18 protein-coding genes are annotated in these 18747 nt (G+C 66.6%); 14 read left to right on the top strand and 4 right to left on the bottom strand.

Going from position 1 to position 18747, the window contains the following annotated elements; genetic code table 11:
- Positions 1 to 85: 85 nt before the first annotated feature.
- Entirely contained in the window at positions 86 to 2281 is a 2196-nt protein-coding gene (locus CRO07_RS12830; RefSeq protein ID WP_097031089.1) for a heavy metal translocating P-type ATPase, read from the bottom strand.
- Between the two features lie 268 nt (positions 2282 to 2549).
- Here CRO07_RS12830 and CRO07_RS12825 point away from each other — a divergent pair, with 268 nt between their 5' ends.
- The 5 genes from CRO07_RS12825 to CRO07_RS12805 are packed head-to-tail and all read left to right on the top strand — an operon-like array spanning position 2550 to position 7026.
- Complete coding sequence (locus CRO07_RS12825; protein WP_097031088.1) at positions 2550 to 3830, top strand: ABC transporter substrate-binding protein; 1281 nt, start codon at positions 2550 to 2552, stop codon at positions 3828 to 3830.
- A gap of 2 nt (positions 3831 to 3832) precedes the next feature.
- Positions 3833 to 4711: a branched-chain amino acid ABC transporter permease gene (locus CRO07_RS12820; protein ID WP_097031087.1), complete on the top strand. Its 879-nt coding sequence runs from the start codon at positions 3833 to 3835 to the stop codon at positions 4709 to 4711.
- Positions 4708 to 5637, top strand: coding sequence for a branched-chain amino acid ABC transporter permease (locus CRO07_RS12815; RefSeq protein ID WP_097031086.1), 930 nt, complete (start codon positions 4708 to 4710; stop codon positions 5635 to 5637). Before CRO07_RS12820 ends, CRO07_RS12815 begins: the two co-directional genes overlap by 4 nt.
- Entirely contained in the window at positions 5634 to 6344 is a 711-nt protein-coding gene (locus tag CRO07_RS12810; RefSeq protein ID WP_097031085.1) for an ABC transporter ATP-binding protein, read from the top strand. The genes CRO07_RS12815 and CRO07_RS12810 overlap by 4 nt, the downstream gene beginning before the upstream one ends.
- On the top strand, positions 6331 to 7026 hold the full coding sequence (locus CRO07_RS12805) for an ABC transporter ATP-binding protein (RefSeq protein WP_097031084.1): 696 nt from the start codon (positions 6331 to 6333) through the stop codon (positions 7024 to 7026). Before CRO07_RS12810 ends, CRO07_RS12805 begins: the two co-directional genes overlap by 14 nt.
- A gap of 39 nt (positions 7027 to 7065) precedes the next feature.
- Here CRO07_RS12805 and cbbR read toward each other — a convergent pair whose 3' ends face one another.
- The gene (gene cbbR / locus CRO07_RS12800) at positions 7066 to 8004 is read right to left on the bottom strand and encodes a LysR family regulator CbbR (RefSeq protein ID WP_097031083.1); all 939 of its coding nucleotides are present in this window, start codon (positions 8002 to 8004) and stop codon (positions 7066 to 7068) included.
- A 93-nt stretch (positions 8005 to 8097) separates the two neighbouring features.
- On the opposite strand from cbbR, the gene CRO07_RS12795 reads away from it, so the two are divergent.
- The 9 genes from CRO07_RS12795 to CRO07_RS12755 all read left to right on the top strand — a co-directional run bounded on the left by CRO07_RS12795 (position 8098) and on the right by CRO07_RS12755 (position 16725).
- Positions 8098 to 9105, top strand: coding sequence for a class 1 fructose-bisphosphatase (locus CRO07_RS12795; RefSeq protein ID WP_097031082.1), 1008 nt, complete (start codon positions 8098 to 8100; stop codon positions 9103 to 9105).
- A gap of 6 nt (positions 9106 to 9111) precedes the next feature.
- A complete protein-coding gene (locus tag CRO07_RS12790) occupies positions 9112 to 9984 on the top strand; it encodes a phosphoribulokinase (RefSeq protein WP_097031081.1) in 873 nt (290 codons plus the stop codon).
- 21 nt (positions 9985 to 10005) lie between these two features.
- Positions 10006 to 11085 carry a class II fructose-bisphosphate aldolase gene (fba, locus tag CRO07_RS12785; RefSeq protein ID WP_097031080.1) on the top strand — a complete coding sequence of 360 codons (1080 nt, stop codon included), beginning with the start codon at positions 10006 to 10008 and terminating at the stop codon, positions 11083 to 11085.
- Positions 11086 to 11099: 14 nt separating this feature from the next.
- Entirely contained in the window at positions 11100 to 12560 is a 1461-nt protein-coding gene (locus CRO07_RS12780; protein WP_097031079.1) for a form I ribulose bisphosphate carboxylase large subunit, read from the top strand.
- Between the two features lie 12 nt (positions 12561 to 12572).
- Entirely contained in the window at positions 12573 to 12962 is a 390-nt protein-coding gene (locus tag CRO07_RS12775) for a ribulose bisphosphate carboxylase small subunit (protein ID WP_097031078.1), read from the top strand.
- 179 nt (positions 12963 to 13141) lie between these two features.
- Entirely contained in the window at positions 13142 to 14071 is a 930-nt protein-coding gene (gene cbbX / locus CRO07_RS12770) for a CbbX protein (RefSeq protein WP_097031077.1), read from the top strand.
- Complete coding sequence (locus CRO07_RS12765; protein WP_097031076.1) at positions 14068 to 14760, top strand: HAD family hydrolase; 693 nt, start codon at positions 14068 to 14070, stop codon at positions 14758 to 14760. Before cbbX ends, CRO07_RS12765 begins: the two co-directional genes overlap by 4 nt.
- Positions 14760 to 15416, top strand: a complete 657-nt coding sequence (gene gph / locus CRO07_RS12760) for a phosphoglycolate phosphatase (protein WP_097031075.1) — start codon at positions 14760 to 14762, stop codon at positions 15414 to 15416. The genes CRO07_RS12765 and gph overlap by 1 nt, the downstream gene beginning before the upstream one ends.
- Before the next feature lie 58 nt (positions 15417 to 15474).
- Positions 15475 to 16725 carry an AGE family epimerase/isomerase gene (locus tag CRO07_RS12755; RefSeq protein ID WP_097031074.1) on the top strand — a complete coding sequence of 417 codons (1251 nt, stop codon included), beginning with the start codon at positions 15475 to 15477 and terminating at the stop codon, positions 16723 to 16725.
- Positions 16726 to 17271: 546 nt separating this feature from the next.
- Here CRO07_RS12755 and CRO07_RS12750 read toward each other — a convergent pair.
- Together CRO07_RS12750 and CRO07_RS12745 are read right to left on the bottom strand one after the other, a co-directional pair.
- Positions 17272 to 17763 carry a hypothetical protein gene (locus CRO07_RS12750; protein WP_097031073.1) on the bottom strand — a complete coding sequence of 164 codons (492 nt, stop codon included), beginning with the start codon at positions 17761 to 17763 and terminating at the stop codon, positions 17272 to 17274.
- Positions 17764 to 17893: 130 nt separating this feature from the next.
- On the bottom strand, positions 17894 to 18703 hold the full coding sequence (locus tag CRO07_RS12745; RefSeq protein ID WP_097031072.1) for a response regulator: 810 nt from the start codon (positions 18701 to 18703) through the stop codon (positions 17894 to 17896).
- Positions 18704 to 18747 lie beyond the last annotated feature (44 nt).

Below are 18747 nucleotides of genomic sequence, written 5' to 3'. Positions count from 1 at the left end.
ACGCCAGACCGCCCGGCGCGCCTTGATCTTGCGCAAGCGGTTGGCCCAGCGTGGCCTGTCATCAGGCGCAACGCGACGGGGGCGATCAGGCGGGCGGGCTCGTGTCGCGTTCGGGGTCAAAGCGCAACAGGCGCAGCGCATTCAGCGTGACAAGGACGGTGGCCCCGGTGTCGGCAAGAACCGCCATCCAAAGGCCGGTGATGCCGGCGATCGAGGTGACCAGAAACACCGCTTTCAGGCCCAGTGCGATGGCCACGTTCTGCCGGATGTTGGCCATTGCCGCGCGGGCCAGCCGCACCATCGCTGGAACATCCGTCACCCGGTCGCGCAAGATCGCGGCATCGGCGGTTTCAAGCGCCACGTCAGTGCCCGAGCCCATCGCCACCCCCACCGCGGCCTGTTTCAGCGCCGGGGCATCGTTGATGCCGTCGCCCACCATCATCACGCCAGCGCCCATGTCCCGGATCGCGTCGCGCTTGTCGGCCGGCAGCATCCCCGCCTGCCAGTCGGCCCCCAGCGGGCCGGCGATGGCGGCGGCGGTGCGGGGGGTGTCGCCGGTCAGCATCACCGTCGCGATCCCCATGGCACGCAACTGGGCAAGGGCGGCGGCCGCGTCGGGGCGCGGCTCGTCGCGCAGCGCGATCAGGCCAAGCCCTTCGGCGCCGCGATACAGGGCGACGACGGTCTGGCCGTCCTTCTCCAGCCGGGCGGCGTGGTGCAGCGCCTCCTGATCCAGCGCCCCGGCTTCGGCGGCGCTGCGGGGGGCGGTGACGCGGACAAGGGCGCCGTCGATCCCGGCCTCGGCGCCGATGCCGGGCAAAACCCGGGCGCCCTGCACAGGCGGCAGGGTCAGGCGGCGACGGGCGGCCTCGTCGCGGATGGCGCGGGCAAGGGGATGGGCGGCGCCGATCTCGACCGCGGCGGCAAGGGCCAGAACCGTATCCTCGTCGCCGTTCAGCGCGACGATCGCGGTTACGTTGGGACGACCGCAGGTCAGCGTTCCGGTCTTGTCAAAGGCCACGCGGGTGGTGGCGGCCGCGACCTCGACCACCGCGCCACCCTTCAGCAACAGCCCGCGCCGCGCGCCGGCCGCCAGCGCCGAGGCGATGGCCGCCGGCACCGAGATCACCAGCGCGCAGGGGCATCCGATCAGCAGCAGCGCCAGCGCCCGATAGCTCCAGTCCGGCCAAGGCAGGCCGAGGACAAGCGGCGGCAGGATCGCCACCAACGCCGCCACGCCGACGATGGACGGCATATACCAGCGGCTGAAGCGGTCGATGAAACGCTCGGTCGGGGCGCGGGCGCTTTCGGCCTCTTCCACCAGCCGGACGATGCGGGCAATCGCACTGTCCGAAGCCGGGCGGCTGACGCGCACCCGCAAGGCGGCCTCGGTGTTGATGGTGCCGGCCAGAACCTCATCGCCGGGGCCACGGGTGCGCGGAACGCTTTCACCCGTCACCGGGCTTTCATCAAGACCCGAGGTGCCCTCGACGATGATCCCATCGGCGGGCACCCGGTCGCCCGCCCGCACAAGGACGACCTGACCGGCCCGCAACGCCGCCGCCCGCACCTCGCGCAGCGCGCCACCCACCTCAAGCCGGGCGGTTTCGGGGGCAAGCCGGGCCAGCGCGCGGATGCCGCTGCGGGCGCGCTGGGCGGCCAACCCTTCCAGAACCTCGCCCACCGCGAACAGGAACAGGACGAACGCAGCTTCTTCCGCCGCGCCAAGCACCAGCGCACCCCCGGCGGCCAGCGTCATCAGCGCCTCGATGGTGAAGGGCATCCCGCGGCGAAGCGCCGCCCATGCCCGCCGCGCCACCGGCAGAAGACCGATCAGACAGGCCAGCACAAAGGCCGCCTCGGCCAGCGCCGCCGCCGCCGTCAGCTTCACCCCCCACGCCCCGGCCAGAAGACCACCCGTCACCAGCAACAGGCGCCCCTTGGCGGTCCGGTGCCACGGAAGGGATGCAGGCGGCGGCATGTCCTGGGGTTCGGGGTCGGGTGCGGGTTCAGGCAGTGCGCCGGGCAGAACAAAGCCCTTTCGCCGCTCGGGCGGGGTGCCCTCGGGCGCGATACCGAAGCCCAGCGCGCGGATCGCCGCCTCGATCTCGGCGCGGGGGGTCAGTGCCTCGTCCAGCGTCAGGCGCAGCCGTTCCGCGATCAGCGTGACCTCGACCCCGCTGACGCCCGGCAGACGTTCCACCGCGCCGCGCACCTTGCCGGCGCAAGATCCGCAGTCCATTCCGGTCACGGTCCAGCCGCAGCGCGTTTGCGTCGCCATGTCCGACCTTGCCCCCTTTGCTTCACAGCCTAAGGCTACACGGTCCAGCATCGGGAAGTGCAAGCGTTTTCCGCCATGGCGGCCGCGTGACCAGTGGGGGTGCCGCCCTTGACGGCAGCCAGACCGGAATGGCCGCCTGCCAACGCCGCCACCTGTGGCCGGCGGCAATCCGGCGGCCTTGTGCATTATCGCTTGAAAATCGCGGGCTGTGGGTGTTCTGCCTAGACGTATCAAAGCCTGTCGGTTCCAGCCCAAGCGGAGACTGTCCATGACTCGCGCCTTGACCCTTCCCCTGTCCCGTCGGTCGGTCCTTGCCGGCGGCGCCGCGCTTGCGGCCACGACAAGCCTGCCGCGCTTTGTGCAGGCCCAAAGTGCGCAGCCGATCCGGCTGGGCTTTCAGTTGCACCGCACCGGGATCGGCGCCGCCTATGGCCGCTGGTATGAACGCACCGCGCTGGCCGCGCTGAAGGTGGTGAACGAGGCCGGCGGCATCAGCGGCCGCCCGGTCGAGATCCTGTTCGAGGATGACGCGACCGACCCCCGCCGCGGCGCCGAGGTGGTCGAGAAGCTTGCGACACAGGCCGGGGTGGATCTGATCTTCGGGCCGCTGTTTTCCCATGTGGTGATCGGCTCGGCGCCGCGGGCGGCCGAGTTGAAGATCCCGTATCTGGTCTGTTCCGAAGGCTATCACGTCGCCTCGGGCAAGCTGAACCGCTGGGTGTTGCAGCCGGGCATCACCGATGTGCGGGCGCAGGTGACGGCGATGGCGCCATGGGTCACGCAGAATCTGGGCCGGAAGGTCACGATGATCTTCCCCGATTATGCCTTTGGCCACGATCACCGCGATTTCTTTTCGGCCGCGGTCGAGGCGCAGGGCGGCGAGGTGGTGGCCAGGATCGCCATTCCGCCCACCGAGACCAGTTTCACCCGCTACTTCCCCCGCATCCCCCGCGATACCGAGGTGCTGTATCACGTCATGGTCGGCCCCGCCGTCCTGAGCTTCGTCAAGGAACTGGGCGAGTTCTATGGCACCGGCCCGCGGCCGCAGATCTTCGGTTTCATCGACTCGCTGGAGGCGGTGGACATCGCCAGCCCCGGCCTGCAATTCCTTGAAGGCTCGCATTTCTGGGAAGGTCAGTGCCGGATGCTGCAACCCGACGCCTCTGACGCCGAACGCTTTTACCGCGCGGCCGTGGGGGTGGACGACGCTGGCGCGGCGGTCGAAGATCCGCGAAATGTCTCGTGCTACGGGCACATGTTCTCGGTCTGGGAGACGCTGTTCGCGATCAAGCAGGGGATGGAAGCCTGCAACTGGCGCGGCCCGCAGGACCGGCAGGCTTTTGTCGAAGCGGTCGAGGCCATCACCGACATGCCCGCCGGCCGCGAACGCCCGCAGGGCGCCAAGGTGTTCAACGCCCGGCTGCATCAGGCGTTCGGGCATCAGTTCATCACGAAGCTTGACGGCGGCCGTCTGGTGAAGGTTCACGAAACCCGCATCGAGGACAGCCTTTACGACAGCGACGTGGACTACACCGCCATGCCCTTCTGAGGATGGAGTTCGGCCCCTTCCTGCTGCTGGCCCTGATGGAGGGGCTGGTGGGCGCTGCGGTGCTGGCGCTGACGGCCTCGGGGCTATCGCTGGTGTTCGGGGTGATGCGGGTGGTGAACGTCGCGCATGGCGAGTTCTTCATGCTGGGCGCGGTGGCGGCGTGGTTTGTCAGCCAGTGGGTGCCGGGGCCGCCGGCCGTGGCCTTCGCGGTGGCGCTGGTGGTCTGCCCGCTGATCGTGGCCGCGCTGGCGGCGCTGGCCGATCTGGCGATCCTGAAACGGCTGAAGCACGAACCCGAGGCGACGATCGTCGCCACCATCGGCCTGCTTTACATCCTGCAACAGGCGGCACTGACGGTCTATGGCCCCGAGGCGCGCCCCGTTCCCGCCCCGTTCGAGATGCGCCTGCAACTGCCGTGGTTCGGCTGGTCGGGCTACAAGCTGTTCGTGATCGGTGCTGCGGCGGCGGTGCTGCTTGGCCTGTGGCTGATGCTGACGCGGACACGGGCGGGTCTTGTGATGCGGGCCACGCAGATCGACCGCGAGACCGCCACCGCCTTCGGCATCGACGTGACCCGCGTGCATGCCGGCACCTTCGCGCTGGGCGCGGCGCTGGCCGCGGTGGCCGCGGTGCTGATCGTGCCGATCCAGCAGGCGCATTACCTGATGGGGGGCGATCCGCTGCTTCTGTCGTTCATCGTGGTCATCATCGGCGGGCTTGGCAGCCTGCGCGGCACGCTGCTGGCGGCGCTGCTGATCGGGCTGTCGGACGGGGTGATCTCGACCTTTTTTCAACCGACGCTGGCCAAGATCGTGGCCACGCTTCTGGTGGCGCTGGTGCTGGTGTTTCGCCCGCAGGGCCTGTTCGGGGCGCGGGCATGAGGATGCTTGCCCTGCATCTGGGGGTTCTGGCGGTGCTGGCGGCGGCGCAGTTCCTGTTGCCGGCCTATCACCACACCAATGCCGCGCGCATCATGGTGCTGGCGGTCTATGCCATCGGCTACAACATCGCCTTCGGCTATACCGGCCTGTTGTCGCTGGGCCATGCGCTGTTCTTTGCCGCGGGGATGTATGCCACGGGGCTTCTGGTGGATCGCGGCGGGGAGCCTTGGCTGGCGCTGTTGGCGGGGCTGGTGGCGGGGGGTGCGGTGGCGGGGGCAGTGGGCCTTCTGGCACTGCGCACCGCGGGGCCGGCCTTCATGATCGTGACGCTGATGTTTGCGCAGGCGTTCCATCTGGCGATCCTTTACTGGGGCGGCTTCACCGGCGGGGACGAGGGCTTTACGCTGTCGGGGGCCGCCCGTCGCCTTGGCCCGCTTGATCTGGCCGATCCCACGACGCGCTATTTCGTGGCGCTGGCGCTGGTCTCGGTCGCGATGCTGGGCACGCTGGCGCTGGTGCGATCGCGCCTTGGGCGGGTGCTGGTCGCGGTGCGCGAGAACGAGGAACGCACGCGGATGCTGGGCTATGACACCTTCCGCGCCAAGCTGCTGGCGCTGATGCTGTCGGGGCTGGCATCCGGCGCGGCAGGATCGACCTATGGGTTGATGTTCGGCTATGTCGGCGGCAGCTTTGCCGCGATCCAGTATTCCATCCTGCCGCTGATCTGGGTGCTGATGGGCGGCGCGGGCACGGTGCTGGGGCCGCTGCTGGGCACGGCGCTGATGTTCTACCTGATCGACCTGTCGTCCTCGGTCACGACCGCTTCGCAGGCGGTGGTGGGGGCGGCGCTGATCGGGCTGATCCTGTTCGCCCCGCGCGGCATCCTTGGCACGCTGCGCGAACGCGGCCTGCGGGGCCTGCCATGAGCCTTCTGGAAGCGCGCGGCCTGATCTGCCATTTCGGCGGGGTCAAGGCGATCGACGGGGTGGATTTCGATCTGGAGCCGGGTGAAGTCCACGCCCTGATCGGGTCCAATGGCGCGGGAAAATCGACGCTGGTGGGCCTGTTGTCGGGGCGGATTCCGGTGCAGGCGGGCAGCATCCGGTTCGACGGGCGCGACATCACCCGCCTGCCCGCCCATGCCCGCGTGGCCTGCGGCATCGCCTATGCGTTTCAGATCACTTCGGTCTTTCCGCGGCTGTCGGTGTTTGACAACGTGGCGCTGGCGGTGCAGCGGACCGGCGCCCGCGATCTGCGCGCGGGCACCATGGCGGCGCTGGACCGGGTGGGGCTGGCTGCGCTGGCCGACCGGCTTGCAGGCGCGCTGTCCTATGGCCACCAGCGCCTGCTGGAGATCGCGATGGGGCTGGCGCTGGCGCCGCGGCTGCTGATCCTGGACGAGCCGACGCAAGGGCTGGCCGCGGCCGAGATCGACAGCTTCAAGGCCCTTGTGCGCAGCCTGCCCGCCACCATCCTGCTGATCGAGCACAACATGGAGGTGGTGATGGATCTGGCCGGCCGCATCACCGTGCTGGGCAACGGGCGCGTGCTGGCACGCGGCACGCCTGCCGAAATCCGCGCCAATCCCGTGGTGCAGGCCGCCTATCTGGGGGGGCGGGATGCTGACGCTTGATGCCGTCGACGCGGGCTTTGGCCGCGCACTTGTGCTGCGCGGCCTGTCGTTTCGGGCCCGCCCCTCCGAGGTGACCTGCGTCATGGGCCGCAACGGCGCGGGCAAGACCACGATGCTGCGGGCGATCATGGGGCAGGTGCCGGTCTCGGCCGGCCGCATCACGCTGGACGGCCAGCGGATCGAGACGCTGGCGCCGCATCTGATCCCGCAGCTTGGCGTGGGCTATGTTCCGCAGGGGCGGCGGCTGTTCGGGTCGCTGACCGTGGCGGAAAATCTGGACATCGGGCTGATGACCCGCGGCCGTGGCCGCGCCACGCGCGATCGGGTGCTGGACCTGTTTCCCCGCCTGCGCGAACGGCTGGGCCAGACCGCCGCGACCCTTTCAGGCGGCGAACAGCAGATGCTGGCCATCGCCCGCGCGCTGTGCCTTGAGCCCAAGGTGATCCTGCTGGACGAGCCGACCGAGGGGCTGCAACCCTCGATGATCGCGGCGATCCGCGACACGGTGCGGACGTTGCGCGGCATGGGCGTTGCGGTCGTGCTGGTCGAACAGCGGGCCGAGGCGGTTCTTGATCTGGCCGACCGCGTGGCCTTTGTCGAAACCGGACGGGTGGCCGAGATGGTGCCCGCCGCCGATCTTGGCCCAGAGGCGCCGCAGTTCGCGCGCTATGTCGGCGTCTGACCCTGTCCCCAAGGCCACGGGCCGGCCCGCCCTGCCCTGTCAGACCGGCACCGGGGCGGCGGGGATATAGGCGCCGTCAAGCCGAAGGATCTCTTGTTGAAGCCGGGTCGCCGCCGCCGACAGCCGCCGATCCATCGGGTTCACCAGAAACCAGTGCCGCTCGATCGGCAGGCCCACCGCTTTCAGTTGCACAAGCTGGCCGAAGCGCAATTCATCCATCACCGTATGCAGTGACAGGAAGGCGATCCCCAGACCGGCAATCGCCGCGGCCTTGATGGTCTCGTTCGAATCCATCTCGACCAGATCCACCACCTGCCCCTCGCCCAGCCGGTCCAGATAGCGCGACATCAGAAGCCGGGTGCCAGAGCCTTCCTCGCGCGCAAGGAAGGTCTGCGCCAGCAGATCCGCCACCGGCACCTCGTCCAGCCGGGCCAGCGGATGATCGGGGGGCGCCACGATCCCGTGCGGATGCGGCCCCAGCATGACCGAGGCGACTTCTGGCATGCGTGGCGGGCGCCCCATCACCGCCAGATCGACGACATGGCGGGACAGGTCGTCGATGATCTGCCCGCGGTTGCCCACCCGAAGCGAGATTCGGATCTCGGGCCAGGCAAGCGACAGCATCTTGACCAGCCGCGGCGCGAAATAACGCCCGGTCGAGACCACGCCCAGCGTCACCTGCCCCACGCGGCCCTCGCTTGCGGCCATCACTTGGTATGAGCACTGCGACAGAGTGACCTCGATCCGGCGCGCGGCTTCCAGCACCGCCTCGCCGGCCGGGGTCGGGGAAAACGGCTCGGCGCCGGGGCCGCGATGCAGCAGGGGAACACCGAAAAGTTCTTCCAGGTTCTTGATCTGGCTGTGAATTGCTGGCGGTGTCAGGCCCAGACGACCCGCCGCCGCCGTCAGCGACCGCGTCTCGGCCACGGCTTTCAGCGCGCGAAGCTGCTTGAAGGTGATCGCATCCAGATGCTGCATTACATTTTTCCGAATATATATTCAGCCTTATTAAATTCCATAAAATCCACGAATGGGCAAGGGTGTCCCGGTGAGGCGGAGGAGAGCTAAAGAGTGAAACCGTTTTCCACAACCAAAGAGACCGACGCCATCCCTGCCGGGTTGCAGGATGTGATGGGCCGACTGGCTTCGGTGGCGATGCAGGTTGCCCACCGGATCGCCCGAGGCGGGATCGACGAGGATCTGGCCGGGCTGTGCGGCACCAACACCGACGGCGACGGGCAGAAGGCGCTGGATGTCATCGCCGACGACATGTTCTGCACGGCGCTGGAAGGGTCGGCCGTCCGCTTCTATGCCTCGGAAGAACAGGAAACCGTGGTCACGGTGAACGAAGGCGGCACGCTGGCGGTGGCGATCGATCCGCTGGACGGATCGTCGAACATCGACACCAACCTGTCCATCGGCACGATCTTCGCGATCTACCCGGCCGAAGCCGAGGCCGAGGCCAGCTTTCTGCGCCCGGGCAGCGACCTTCTGGCAGGCGGCTATGTGATCTATGGCCCGCAGACCTGCATGGTGGTCAGCTTTGGCCGCGGCACGCTGAAATATGTGCTGGACCCGGACATCAACAGCTTTGTGCTGGTCGATCCGGCGGTGAAGGTGAAACCAACCTCGACCGAATTTGCGATCAACGCCTCGAATTACCGGCACTGGCCGAAGCCGATCCGCGCCTATATCGACGATTGCGTGGCCGGCACCGAAGGCCCGCGCGGGCGCAACTTCAACATGCGCTGGCTGGCCTCGCTGGTGGCCGAGGCGCACCGGATCATCTCGCGCGGGGGGGTGTTCCTTTATCCGCGCGACAGCCGGAAAGGCTATGAAAACGGCCGTCTGCGCTATGTCTATGAATGTGCGCCCATCGCCCTTGTCATCACGCAGGCTGGCGGCGGCGCCACGGACGGCGAAAACCCGATCCTGAGCCAGACGCCGTCGCTGCTTCACGCGCGGACCCCCTTCATCTTCGGTTCGTCCGAGAAGGTGGCCCGCATCACGGCCTACCATGACCTGCCGGAGCAGGAAACGTCGGCCCTTTTCGGCAATCGCGGCCTGTTCCGGAGCTGAGGTCACATGAGCAAGAAACATCCCATCATCTCGGTCACGGGCTCGTCCGGGGCGGGCACGTCCACGGTCAAGCACACCTTCGACCAGATCTTCCGCCGCGAGGGCGTGAAGGCCGTCTCGATCGAGGGCGACGCCTTCCACCGCTATAACCGCGCCGACATGAAGGCCGAACTGGACCGCCGCTATGCCGCGGGCGACGCGACGTTTTCGCATTTCTCTTATGAGGCGAATGCGCTGGATGAGTTGGAGCGCGTGTTCCGCGAATATGCCGAGACCGGCCGCGGCCGCACCCGGACCTATGTCCATGACGACAAGGAGGCGGCGGTAACCGGCGTCGCCCCCGGCAACTTCACCGAATGGCGCGAGTTCGACGCCGACACCGACCTGCTGTTCTACGAGGGGCTGCACGGCGCGGTGGTGAACGAGCAGGTGAACCTTGCGGCGCTGGCCGATCTGAAGATCGGCGTGGTTCCCGTCATCAACCTTGAATGGATCCAGAAGATCCACCGCGATCGCGCCCATCGCGGATATACCACGGAAGCGGTCACCGATGTGATCCTGCGCCGGATGCATGCCTATGTGCATTGCATCACACCGCAATTCACCAAGACCGACATCAACTTCCAGCGCGTGCCGGTGGTGGACACCTCGAACCCGTTCGTCGCGCGCTGGATCCCCACCGCCGACGAAAGTCTTGTGGTGATCCGGTTCCGCAACCCGCGGGGGATCGATTTCCCCTATCTCACCTCGATGATCCATGGATCCTGGATGAGCCGCGCCAATTCCATCGTGATCCCGGGCAACAAGCTGGATCTTGCGATGCAACTGATCCTGACCCCGCTGATCGAGCGCCTTGTGCGCGAAAGCCGGCTGGCCTGATCCGACCCCCAAGGAGACGTCATGGCGATCATCACCCTCAGACAGCTTCTGGACCACGCGGCCGAACGCGGCTACGGCGTGCCGGCCTTCAACATCAACAACATGGAACAGGGGCTGGCGATCCTGAAGGCCGCCGAGGCCTGCGATGCCCCGGTGATCCTTCAGGCCAGCCGCGGGGCGCGCAGCTATGCTGGCGACATCATGCTGCGCCACATGGTGCAGGCGCTGGCCGAGATGCATCCCGCCATCCCGATCTGCCTGCATCAGGACCATGGCAACAACGAGGCGACCTGCCTTTCAGCGATCCGGCACGGCTTCACCTCGGTGATGATGGACGGCTCGCTGGAAGCCGACATGAAGACGGTGGCGAGCTATGACTACAACGTGGACATCACCCGCCGCGTGACCGAATGCGCCCATTGGGTCGGCGCCTCGGTCGAGGGCGAACTGGGTGTGCTGGGCAGCCTGGAAAAGGGCGAGGCCGAAGCCGAGGACGGATCGGGCGCGGAAGGCAAGCTGGATCATTCCCAGATGCTGACCGACCCCGATCAGGCGGTGGATTTCGTGCGCGCGACCAAGGTCGATGCGCTGGCCATTGCCATGGGCACCAGCCACGGCGCCTACAAGTTCAGCCGCAAGCCCGATGGCGAGATCCTTGCCATGTCGGTGATCGAGGAAATCCACAAGCGCCTGCCCGGCACGCATCTGGTGATGCATGGATCGTCCTCGGTGCCGCAGGAATTGCAGGATCTGATCAACACATATGGCGGCGACATGCCCCAGACCTATGGCGTCCCGGTCGAGGAGATCGAACGCGGCATCCGCCATGGCGTGCGCAAGGTCAACATCGACACCGATTGTCGGATGGCGCTGACCGGCCAGTTCCGGAAAGTGGCGATGGAAAACCCGAAAGAGTTCGACCCGCGCAAGTTCCTGATCCCCGCGATGAAAGAGATGGAAACGCTGGTGCGCGACCGCTTCGAGCGGTTTGGCACTGCGGGCAATGCCTCGAAGATCACCGTCATCCCGATGGATGACATGGCCAAACGCTATGCGAGCGGCGCGCTTGACCCGGCGATTGCCGCCGCCACAGCCGCCTGATGGGAGGGAGAGACATGGACAACAAATCGACCGAAATCAAAGGCAAGGAACGCTACAAGGCCGGCGTTCTGAAATACGCCCAGATGGGGTATTGGGATGGCGATTACCAGCCCAAGGACACGGATGTGCTGGCGCTGTTCCGCATCACCCCGCAGGATGGCGTGGACCCGGTGGAAGCCGCCGCCGCCGTGGCCGGCGAAAGCTCGACCGCGACCTGGACCGTGGTCTGGACCGACCGGCTGACCGCCTGCGACAGCTATCGCGCCAAGGCCTACAAGGTGGAACCCGTGCCGGGCACGCCGGGGCAGTATTTCTGCTGGGTGGCCTATGACCTGATCCTGTTCGAAGAAGGCTCGATCGCGAACCTGACGGCCTCGATCATCGGCAACGTGTTCAGCTTCAAGCCGCTGAAGGCCGCGCGGCTGGAAGACATGCGCTTCCCCGTCGCCTATGTGAAAACCTACAAGGGTCCGCCGACCGGCATCATCGTGGAACGCGAGCGGCTGGACAAGTTCGGCAAGCCGCTGCTGGGCGCCACCACGAAGCCGAAGCTGGGCCTTTCGGGCAAGAACTACGGCCGCGTGGTCTATGAGGGGCTGAAAGGTGGCCTCGATTTCATGAAGGATGACGAGAACATCAACTCGCAGCCCTTCATGCACTGGCGCGACCGGTTCCTGTATGTGATGGAGGCCGTGAACCTTGCCGCCGCCCAGACGGGCGAGGTAAAGGGCCATTACCTGAACATCACCGCCGGCACGATGGAGGAGATGTATCGCCGGGCGGAATTCGCCAAGCAGCTCGGCTCGGTCATCGTGATGGTGGACCTGATCGTGGGCTGGACCGCGATCCAGTCGATCAGCGAATGGTGCCGCCAGAACGACATGATCCTGCACATGCACCGGGCGGGCCACGGCACCTATACCCGCCAGAAGAACCACGGCGTCAGCTTCCGTGTCATCGCCAAGTGGCTGCGACTGGCCGGGGTGGACCACCTGCACGCCGGCACTGCGGTTGGCAAGCTGGAAGGCGACCCGATGACGGTGCAGGGCTACTATAACGTGCTGCGCGAAGCGAAGAACGAAGTGGACCTGCAACGCGGGATCTTCTTCGAACAGGACTGGGCCGACATGCGCAAGGTCATGCCGGTCGCCTCGGGCGGTATCCATGCCGGGCAGATGCACCAGTTGCTGAGCCTGTTCGGCGACGACGTTGTGTTGCAGTTCGGCGGCGGCACCATCGGCCACCCGATGGGCATCCAGGCGGGCGCGACCGCGAACCGCGTGGCGCTGGAAGCGATGGTTCTGGCCCGCAACGAAGGCCGCAACATCGACGTGGAAGGCCCCGAGATCCTGCGCGCCGCCGCCAAATGGTGCAAGCCGCTGGAAGCGGCGCTGGATACCTGGGGCAACATCACCTTCAACTACACCTCTACCGATACGTCGGACTATGTGCCGACGCCCTCGGTCTCGATGTAAGGAGCCACTCAGATGCGCATCACTCAAGGCTGCTTCTCGTTTCTGCCGGACCTGACGGACGAGCAGATCTCGGCGCAGGTGGAATACTGCCTGTCGCGTGGCTGGGCCGTGAGCCTGGAATACACCGACGACCCCCATCCCCGGAACACCTACTGGGAGATGTGGGGCATGCCGATGTTCGATCTGCGCGACCCCAAGGGCGTGATGATGGAGCTGGACGAGTGCCGCAAGGCGCAGGGCGACAGCTATATCCGGATCAACGCCTTCGATTCGACCCGCGGCTTCGAGACCGTGACGATGAGTTTCATCGTCAACCGTCCCAAGGTCGAGCCGAAGATCCGGATGGAGCGGACCGAGGTGGACGGGCGGTCGATCCGCTACACCCACAGTATCGTCCGCTGACGCGATCCTCCCTGCGGATCGGCGGATGGAGGCGCCGGGGGGCTTCGCGCCCCCCGGACCCCCCGCGGGATATTTGAGCCAGAATGAAAGAGGGAAATCGCGGCCTGCGACGAATGGTTTGCCTTTTCCCTGTGGTCCCGTGGTCTAATCTCAGGAAACGAGAATTACCGGAGTTCGAGATGAACGACGAGACGGTGGCACCAGACAGTATCGATCTGCGCGCGGAATATGAGGGTTCGGGTGCGAAGGAGGTGCTGGAGGAACTGGACCGCGAGTTGATCGGGCTGAAACCCGTGAAGGACCGTATTCGCGAGACGGCGGCGCTTTTGCTGGTTGAGCGGGCACGGCAGAAGCTGGGGCTGGCGCATGAGACGCCGACCTTGCACATGAGTTTCACCGGCAATCCCGGCACCGGGAAGACAACTGTCGCGCTGAAGATGGCGGGGTTGCTGCATCGGTTGGGCTATGTGCGCAAGGGGCATCTGGTGTCTGTCACGCGCGACGATCTGGTGGGGCAGTATATCGGCCACACGGCGCCCAAGACCAAGGAAGTGTTGAAGCGCGCCATGGGCGGCGTGCTGTTCATCGACGAGGCCTATTACCTGTATCGGCCCGACAATGAGCGGGACTATGGGCAGGAGGCCATAGAGATCCTGTTGCAGGTGATGGAGAACAACCGCGACGATCTGGTGGTGATCCTTGCCGGCTATGCGGATCGGATGGAGAATTTCTTTTCCTCGAACCCCGGTTTTCGGTCGCGGATCGCGCATCACATCGAATTCCCTGACTATTCGGACGAGGAGTTGTTCCAGATCGCCGAACACATGCTGACGGATCAGAGCTATCGGCTGACCGCCGAGGCGCAGGTGGCGTTGCGGGAGTATATCGGGTTGCGCCGGCTTCAGCCGCATTTCGCCAATGCACGCTCGATCCGGAACGCACTGGATCGGGCGCGGCTGCGGCAGGCGAACCGGCTGTTCACCGCGTCTGCGGGGCCGCTGGATGCGGTGGCGCTGTCGACGATTGCCGAGGGTGACATCCGGGCGAGCCGGGTGTTCAAGGGTGGGCTGGACAGCGAGCGCAAGGCCGCCATGGCGGGTGTGAAATGATCGATGCGATCATCTTTGACGTGGACGGAACGCTGGCCGAGACCGAGGAACTGCACCGGCGCGCCTTCAACGACACATTCGCGGCGATCGGGGTGGACTGGTTCTGGGATCGCGAGGACTATCGCGAGTTGCTGACCACCACCGGCGGGAAGGAACGCATCACCCGCTTTCTGCGCCACCAGAAGGGTGATGCGGCGCCGATGCCGGTGGCCGAGATCCACAGGCTGAAAACCGATCGTTATGTGGCGCTGATGGCCGAGGGCGAGATCGCGCTGCGGCCCGGCATCGCCGAGGTGATCCGCGAGGCCGAGACGGCCGGGGTGCGGCTGGCCATTGCCACCACCACCAGTCTGCCCAATGTCGAGGCTTTGTGCCGTGCCATTTTCCGCCGCCCTGCCGCGCAGATATTCGAGGTGATCGCCGCGGGTGACATGGTGGCGGAAAAGAAGCCCTCGCCCGAGGTCTATCAGCTTGCGCTGAGCCGGCTGGGCGTGGCGGCCGATCGCGCGGTGGCGTTGGAGGATTCCGTGAACGGGTTGCGGGCGGCGAAGGCGGCGGGGCTGCGTTGCATCGTCTCGCCCGGGCTTTATACCCGGCATGAGGAGTTCGCGGGCGCGGACCGGCTGCTGGGTTGCTTTTCCGATCTGGGTGGGCTGGCGGGGCTGCGTGACACCGTGGGGGTGGAGTGATGCCGGGCGTCGTGTTCGATCTTGACGGGACGCTGATCCATTCCGCGCCCGACATCCATGCCGCGGTGAACCGGACGCTGGCCGATGAAGGCGCCGATCCGCTGTCGTTGGCGCAGGTCGCGGGGTTCATCGGCAATGGTGTGCCGGTTCTGCTCCAGCGGGTGATGGCGGCGCGGCACGAGGCGCCGGATGCCGCGCGCCACGCCGATCTGGTGGCGCGCTTCATGCGCCATTACGAGGCCGACCCGGCGACGCTGACCACGATCTATCCCGGTGTGGAAGCCGCGCTTTGCCATCTGGCGGGGGCGGGCTGGAAGATCGGGCTTTGCACCAACAAGCCGGCGGCGGCCTCGTGGAAGATCCTTGAACATTTCGGCCTGTCCGAGTTGTTCTCGGTCGTGATCGGTGGCGACAGCCTGCCCCAGCGCAAGCCCGATCCGACACCGCTTCTGGCGGCGGCGGCCGAACTGGATACCGATCCGGTGCTGTTCGTGGGCGATTCCGAGATCGACGCCGCGACTGCGCTGGCGGCAGGGCTGCGGTTCGCGCTGTTCACCGAAGGCTATCGCCATGCTCCGCTGCATGACCTGCCGCATCACGGGCTGTTCAGCCACCATGACGACTTGCCGGCCCTGCTGGACCATCTGCTGATCTGATCCGGTGGCCACGCGCCCGGCCCCGCCCTATATCGGGAACAAGCGAAGGGAGGGCGCGATGGGCTGGATCGGAAGTGGCGGGACGGATTGGGCGCAAAGGCCGGTGCATCGGCGCTGGTTGCTGGATCAGGCGGTCGGGCTGTTCGACTTCTTTCGTCCGGCACTGAACCCCGACGGGGGCTTTCGTCCGCTTGACAGGCTGGGGCGGCCGCTGGACGGGCCCGCGGGCCGGGTGCGGCAGATCCATGAAACCGCACGCATGGTGCATTGCTACACCATGGCGCAGGAACTGGGCCTGCCCGGCGCCGACCGGATGATCGACCACGGGATGGAGGCGCTTTGGGCCCGCCACCGCGATCCGCGCCATGGCGGCTATGTCTGGAGTTTCGATGACGACGGGCCGGTGAATCCGACAAAGCAGGCCTATGGCCATGCCTTCGTGCTGCTTGCGGCGGCCTCGGCGCGGGTGGCAGGGCATCCCGATGCCGACCGCCTGCTTCACGACGTGGCCGAGGTTCTGCACACGCGGTTCTGGGACGATGCGGCCGGCGCCTCGCGCGAGGAATTCAGCGAGGACTGGAAGCCGCTTGGCCCCTATCGCGGGCAGAACTCGAACATGCATCTGACCGAGGCGCTGATGGCGGCCTATGAGGCGACGGGGGATCTGGCCTGGTTGACCATGGCCGAGCGGATCGCCCGGCTGATCATCGACCGCCATGCCCGGGCGGAAGGCTGGCGTGTGGCCGAACATTTCGACGAGGACTGGCGCGTGGATCGCGACCATGCCGGCGATCCGATGTTCCGCCCCGCGGGCACCACGCCGGGCCATGCGCTGGAATGGAGCAGGCTGCTGATCCAGCTTTGGCAGTTGGGTGGGCAGGCGCAGGGCTGGATGCATGAGGCGGCCGAGGCGCTGTTTCTGCACACGGTCGCCATCGGATGGGACCGGCGGCGCGGGGGGGTCTACTACACTCTGCACTGGAGCGACCGCCCCGACCGTGAGGACCGCTTCTGGTGGCCCTGCGCCGAAGGCATCGCGGCGGCCTATGTGTTGCGGCAGATGGGAGGCGACACCCGGTTCGAGGACTGGTATCGCCGGATCTGGGATTTCACTGCCAACCATTTCATCGACCATGCACATGGTGGATGGTTTGCCGAGCTTGATCCCGACCTGCGCCCGATCGAGCGGGTGTTCCACGGCAAGCCCGACCTGTATCACGCGGTTCAGGCCTGCCTGATCCCGCTTGTCCCGGCGAAGGGGGGACTTGTCATGGGGTTGCGCAGCCAGTCCGGGCATTCCATCCCCTGACAGGCGACGGATCGGGGCGCGGGGGGGTGTGAAGTCCATCCCCGCGCGGCGCCGCAGCTTGAAGGCGGATCGGCTGGCCCTTTTGCCGGGTGAGGGCGATCCCCGTGCGCCGACCGCACCTTGCAGGCGCCGATTGGGGCGACGGGTCGCGTTTGCTGCCGCCGGAGGGCGATCCTCGCGCGGCACCGCACCTTGCAGGCTCCGGGGTCCGCAACGCCAAACCGGCACGTCTGAAATTTTTGCCACCTGCGGAACCCCCGCGGGCGTGGGGGTGTTACGTCGATACTCCCTTGGCTGGCGCTTTCCCCGAAGCCTTGCCCCAAGCCGCCACGGGGTCAGCGCCACCGTCAGGGCCATCCCTCGCCTGTCGGTGGCGCGATCTTTCCCTTTGCAGACTGCCGGAAGACGCCGGGTCGGCGGGGCGGCTTTGCGTTCCGGTCCGGCCATCGCGGGCCGCGGCAGGATGGCCACCGTGGATTGCGGGCTGAAAACAGGAAAGACCGGCTGACAGCCGGTCTTTGTCGCAGGCGCCAAGGGGCTTTCGCCTTAGCCGTCGATCCGGTCCACGGTCGCGGCGGCGAAGGCCGCGACCATGGCCGCATAGACCTCGGGGCTGGTGCGCGGGATCACCAGAATGTCGGTGCCCGGCGGCAGATAGGGCAGCGCCTGATTCATCGTCACCGTCAGGCCGAAGGTGTTGAAATTGGTGTTGTTCGTCATGTCGACGACATTCACCGTGCCCGACAGTTTCGATTCCGCGGCGCCGGTCTGCGCCTCAAGGAAACTGGCCAGTTCGACCTCGTGCATGTTGATCCGAAGATCCATGCCTTCGTCGCCAAGACGGCCGACAAGCTGCGCGGCGATGGCGGCTTCAAGATCGGTATCCAGCGACTTCCAATAGGCCGCGGCCTCGGCAGTGTTCAGATCGGTCAGCGAGACTTCGACATCGATCGACTTGATCGGCGGGGCATCCTGGGCCACGGCCGGCACAGTCACGAAGGCGCCCAGAAGGGCGGCCAGGAAGGTCTTGCGAAACATGGCAAATCTCCGTCAGTGAAGGGAGCGGCGAACCTCGCGGCTCCGACACGGGTAGAACGCGGCTTTGCGCCTGCGGTTCCGGCCCATCCCGCGCCGGGGGGCCGGATGCCCGGCCCGCGCGGGGTGTGTGTCAGGCGTTCAGCGTCTCGGTCGACGAGAAGAACATCGCCTGACTGACCGCCGAGCGGACCTGATCCTCGGAATAGGGTTTGGTAATGAGAAAGGCGGGTTCCGGCCGCTTGCCGGTCAGCAGGCGTTCCGGGAAGGCGGTGACGAAGATCACCGGCATATCCTCGAACTGGCTCAGGATATCGTTCACCGCGTCGATGCCGGACGAATGGTCGGCCAACTGGATGTCGGCAAGGATCAGGTCGGGCCGCGCCCGAGAGGCAAGCGCCACGGCCTCGGTGCGGGTGCGGGCGATGCCGGTGACGCTGTGGCCCATCTCGCGGACGATGGCGCCGATATCCATGGCGATGATCGCCTCGTCCTCGATCACCATCACGCGGCCAGCGACGGAATGGGCCATTTCGCGCTGTGCGATCTCGATCATCTCTGCGGCCTCGGTGGCGTCAAGCTGCATGATGGCGCCGATCTCGTCATGGCGGAACCCCTCGATCGCGTGCAGCAGCAGCGCCTCGCGGGTGTTGGGGGTCAGTCGGGCCATATGATCCTGCGCCCGGCGCGACAGCCTTGTGTCAGGCTCGCCCAGCGGGGCGCCGGCGCTGGCCCAGACCAGATGAAAGGCATGAAACAGCGCCACCTTCGGGCGTTCGGTCGTGTCGAAGATATGCGTATCCTCTAGAATGGCCTCAAGGGTTGCAGCGGCATAGCGGTCGCCGGTTTCCTGACTGCCGGTCAGCGCGCGGGCGTAGCGGCGCAGATACGGCAGGCTTGTCCCGATCACAGCGGCAAGGTCGGGCGTCGTGTCCGAGGTCATATACAAGATCCCCTGTGTGCAACATTCTTGGGAACCGAACGCAC

The sequence above is a fragment of the Cereibacter ovatus genome, from assembly GCF_900207575.1.
In the GTDB taxonomy this organism is placed as follows: domain Bacteria; phylum Pseudomonadota; class Alphaproteobacteria; order Rhodobacterales; family Rhodobacteraceae; genus Cereibacter_A; species Cereibacter_A ovatus.
The sequence above is the reverse complement of the archived record's forward strand: the minus strand, read 5'-3'. Positions and strand labels throughout refer to the sequence as shown.

Coding starts and splice junctions, on each gene's coding strand:
- CRO07_RS12765 (WP_097031076.1), top strand. CDS start 14,068: ATGATCGATGCGATCATCTTTGACGTGGACGGAACGCTGGCCGAGACC.
- CRO07_RS12780 (WP_097031079.1), top strand. CDS start 11,100: ATGGACAACAAATCGACCGAAATCAAAGGCAAGGAACGCTACAAGGCC.
- CRO07_RS12830 (WP_097031089.1), bottom strand. CDS start 2,281: ATGGCGACGCAAACGCGCTGCGGCTGGACCGTGACCGGAATGGACTGC.
- CRO07_RS12825 (WP_097031088.1), top strand. CDS start 2,550: ATGACTCGCGCCTTGACCCTTCCCCTGTCCCGTCGGTCGGTCCTTGCC.
- CRO07_RS12805 (WP_097031084.1), top strand. CDS start 6,331: ATGCTGACGCTTGATGCCGTCGACGCGGGCTTTGGCCGCGCACTTGTG.
- CRO07_RS12810 (WP_097031085.1), top strand. CDS start 5,634: ATGAGCCTTCTGGAAGCGCGCGGCCTGATCTGCCATTTCGGCGGGGTC.
- CRO07_RS12815 (WP_097031086.1), top strand. CDS start 4,708: ATGAGGATGCTTGCCCTGCATCTGGGGGTTCTGGCGGTGCTGGCGGCG.
- fba (WP_097031080.1), top strand. CDS start 10,006: ATGGCGATCATCACCCTCAGACAGCTTCTGGACCACGCGGCCGAACGC.
- CRO07_RS12745 (WP_097031072.1), bottom strand. CDS start 18,703: ATGACCTCGGACACGACGCCCGACCTTGCCGCTGTGATCGGGACAAGC.
- cbbR (WP_097031083.1), bottom strand. CDS start 8,004: ATGCAGCATCTGGATGCGATCACCTTCAAGCAGCTTCGCGCGCTGAAA.
- CRO07_RS12790 (WP_097031081.1), top strand. CDS start 9,112: ATGAGCAAGAAACATCCCATCATCTCGGTCACGGGCTCGTCCGGGGCG.
- gph (WP_097031075.1), top strand. CDS start 14,760: ATGCCGGGCGTCGTGTTCGATCTTGACGGGACGCTGATCCATTCCGCG.
- CRO07_RS12750 (WP_097031073.1), bottom strand. CDS start 17,763: ATGTTTCGCAAGACCTTCCTGGCCGCCCTTCTGGGCGCCTTCGTGACT.
- CRO07_RS12820 (WP_097031087.1), top strand. CDS start 3,833: ATGGAGTTCGGCCCCTTCCTGCTGCTGGCCCTGATGGAGGGGCTGGTG.
- CRO07_RS12775 (WP_097031078.1), top strand. CDS start 12,573: ATGCGCATCACTCAAGGCTGCTTCTCGTTTCTGCCGGACCTGACGGAC.
- CRO07_RS12755 (WP_097031074.1), top strand. CDS start 15,475: ATGGGCTGGATCGGAAGTGGCGGGACGGATTGGGCGCAAAGGCCGGTG.
- cbbX (WP_097031077.1), top strand. CDS start 13,142: ATGAACGACGAGACGGTGGCACCAGACAGTATCGATCTGCGCGCGGAA.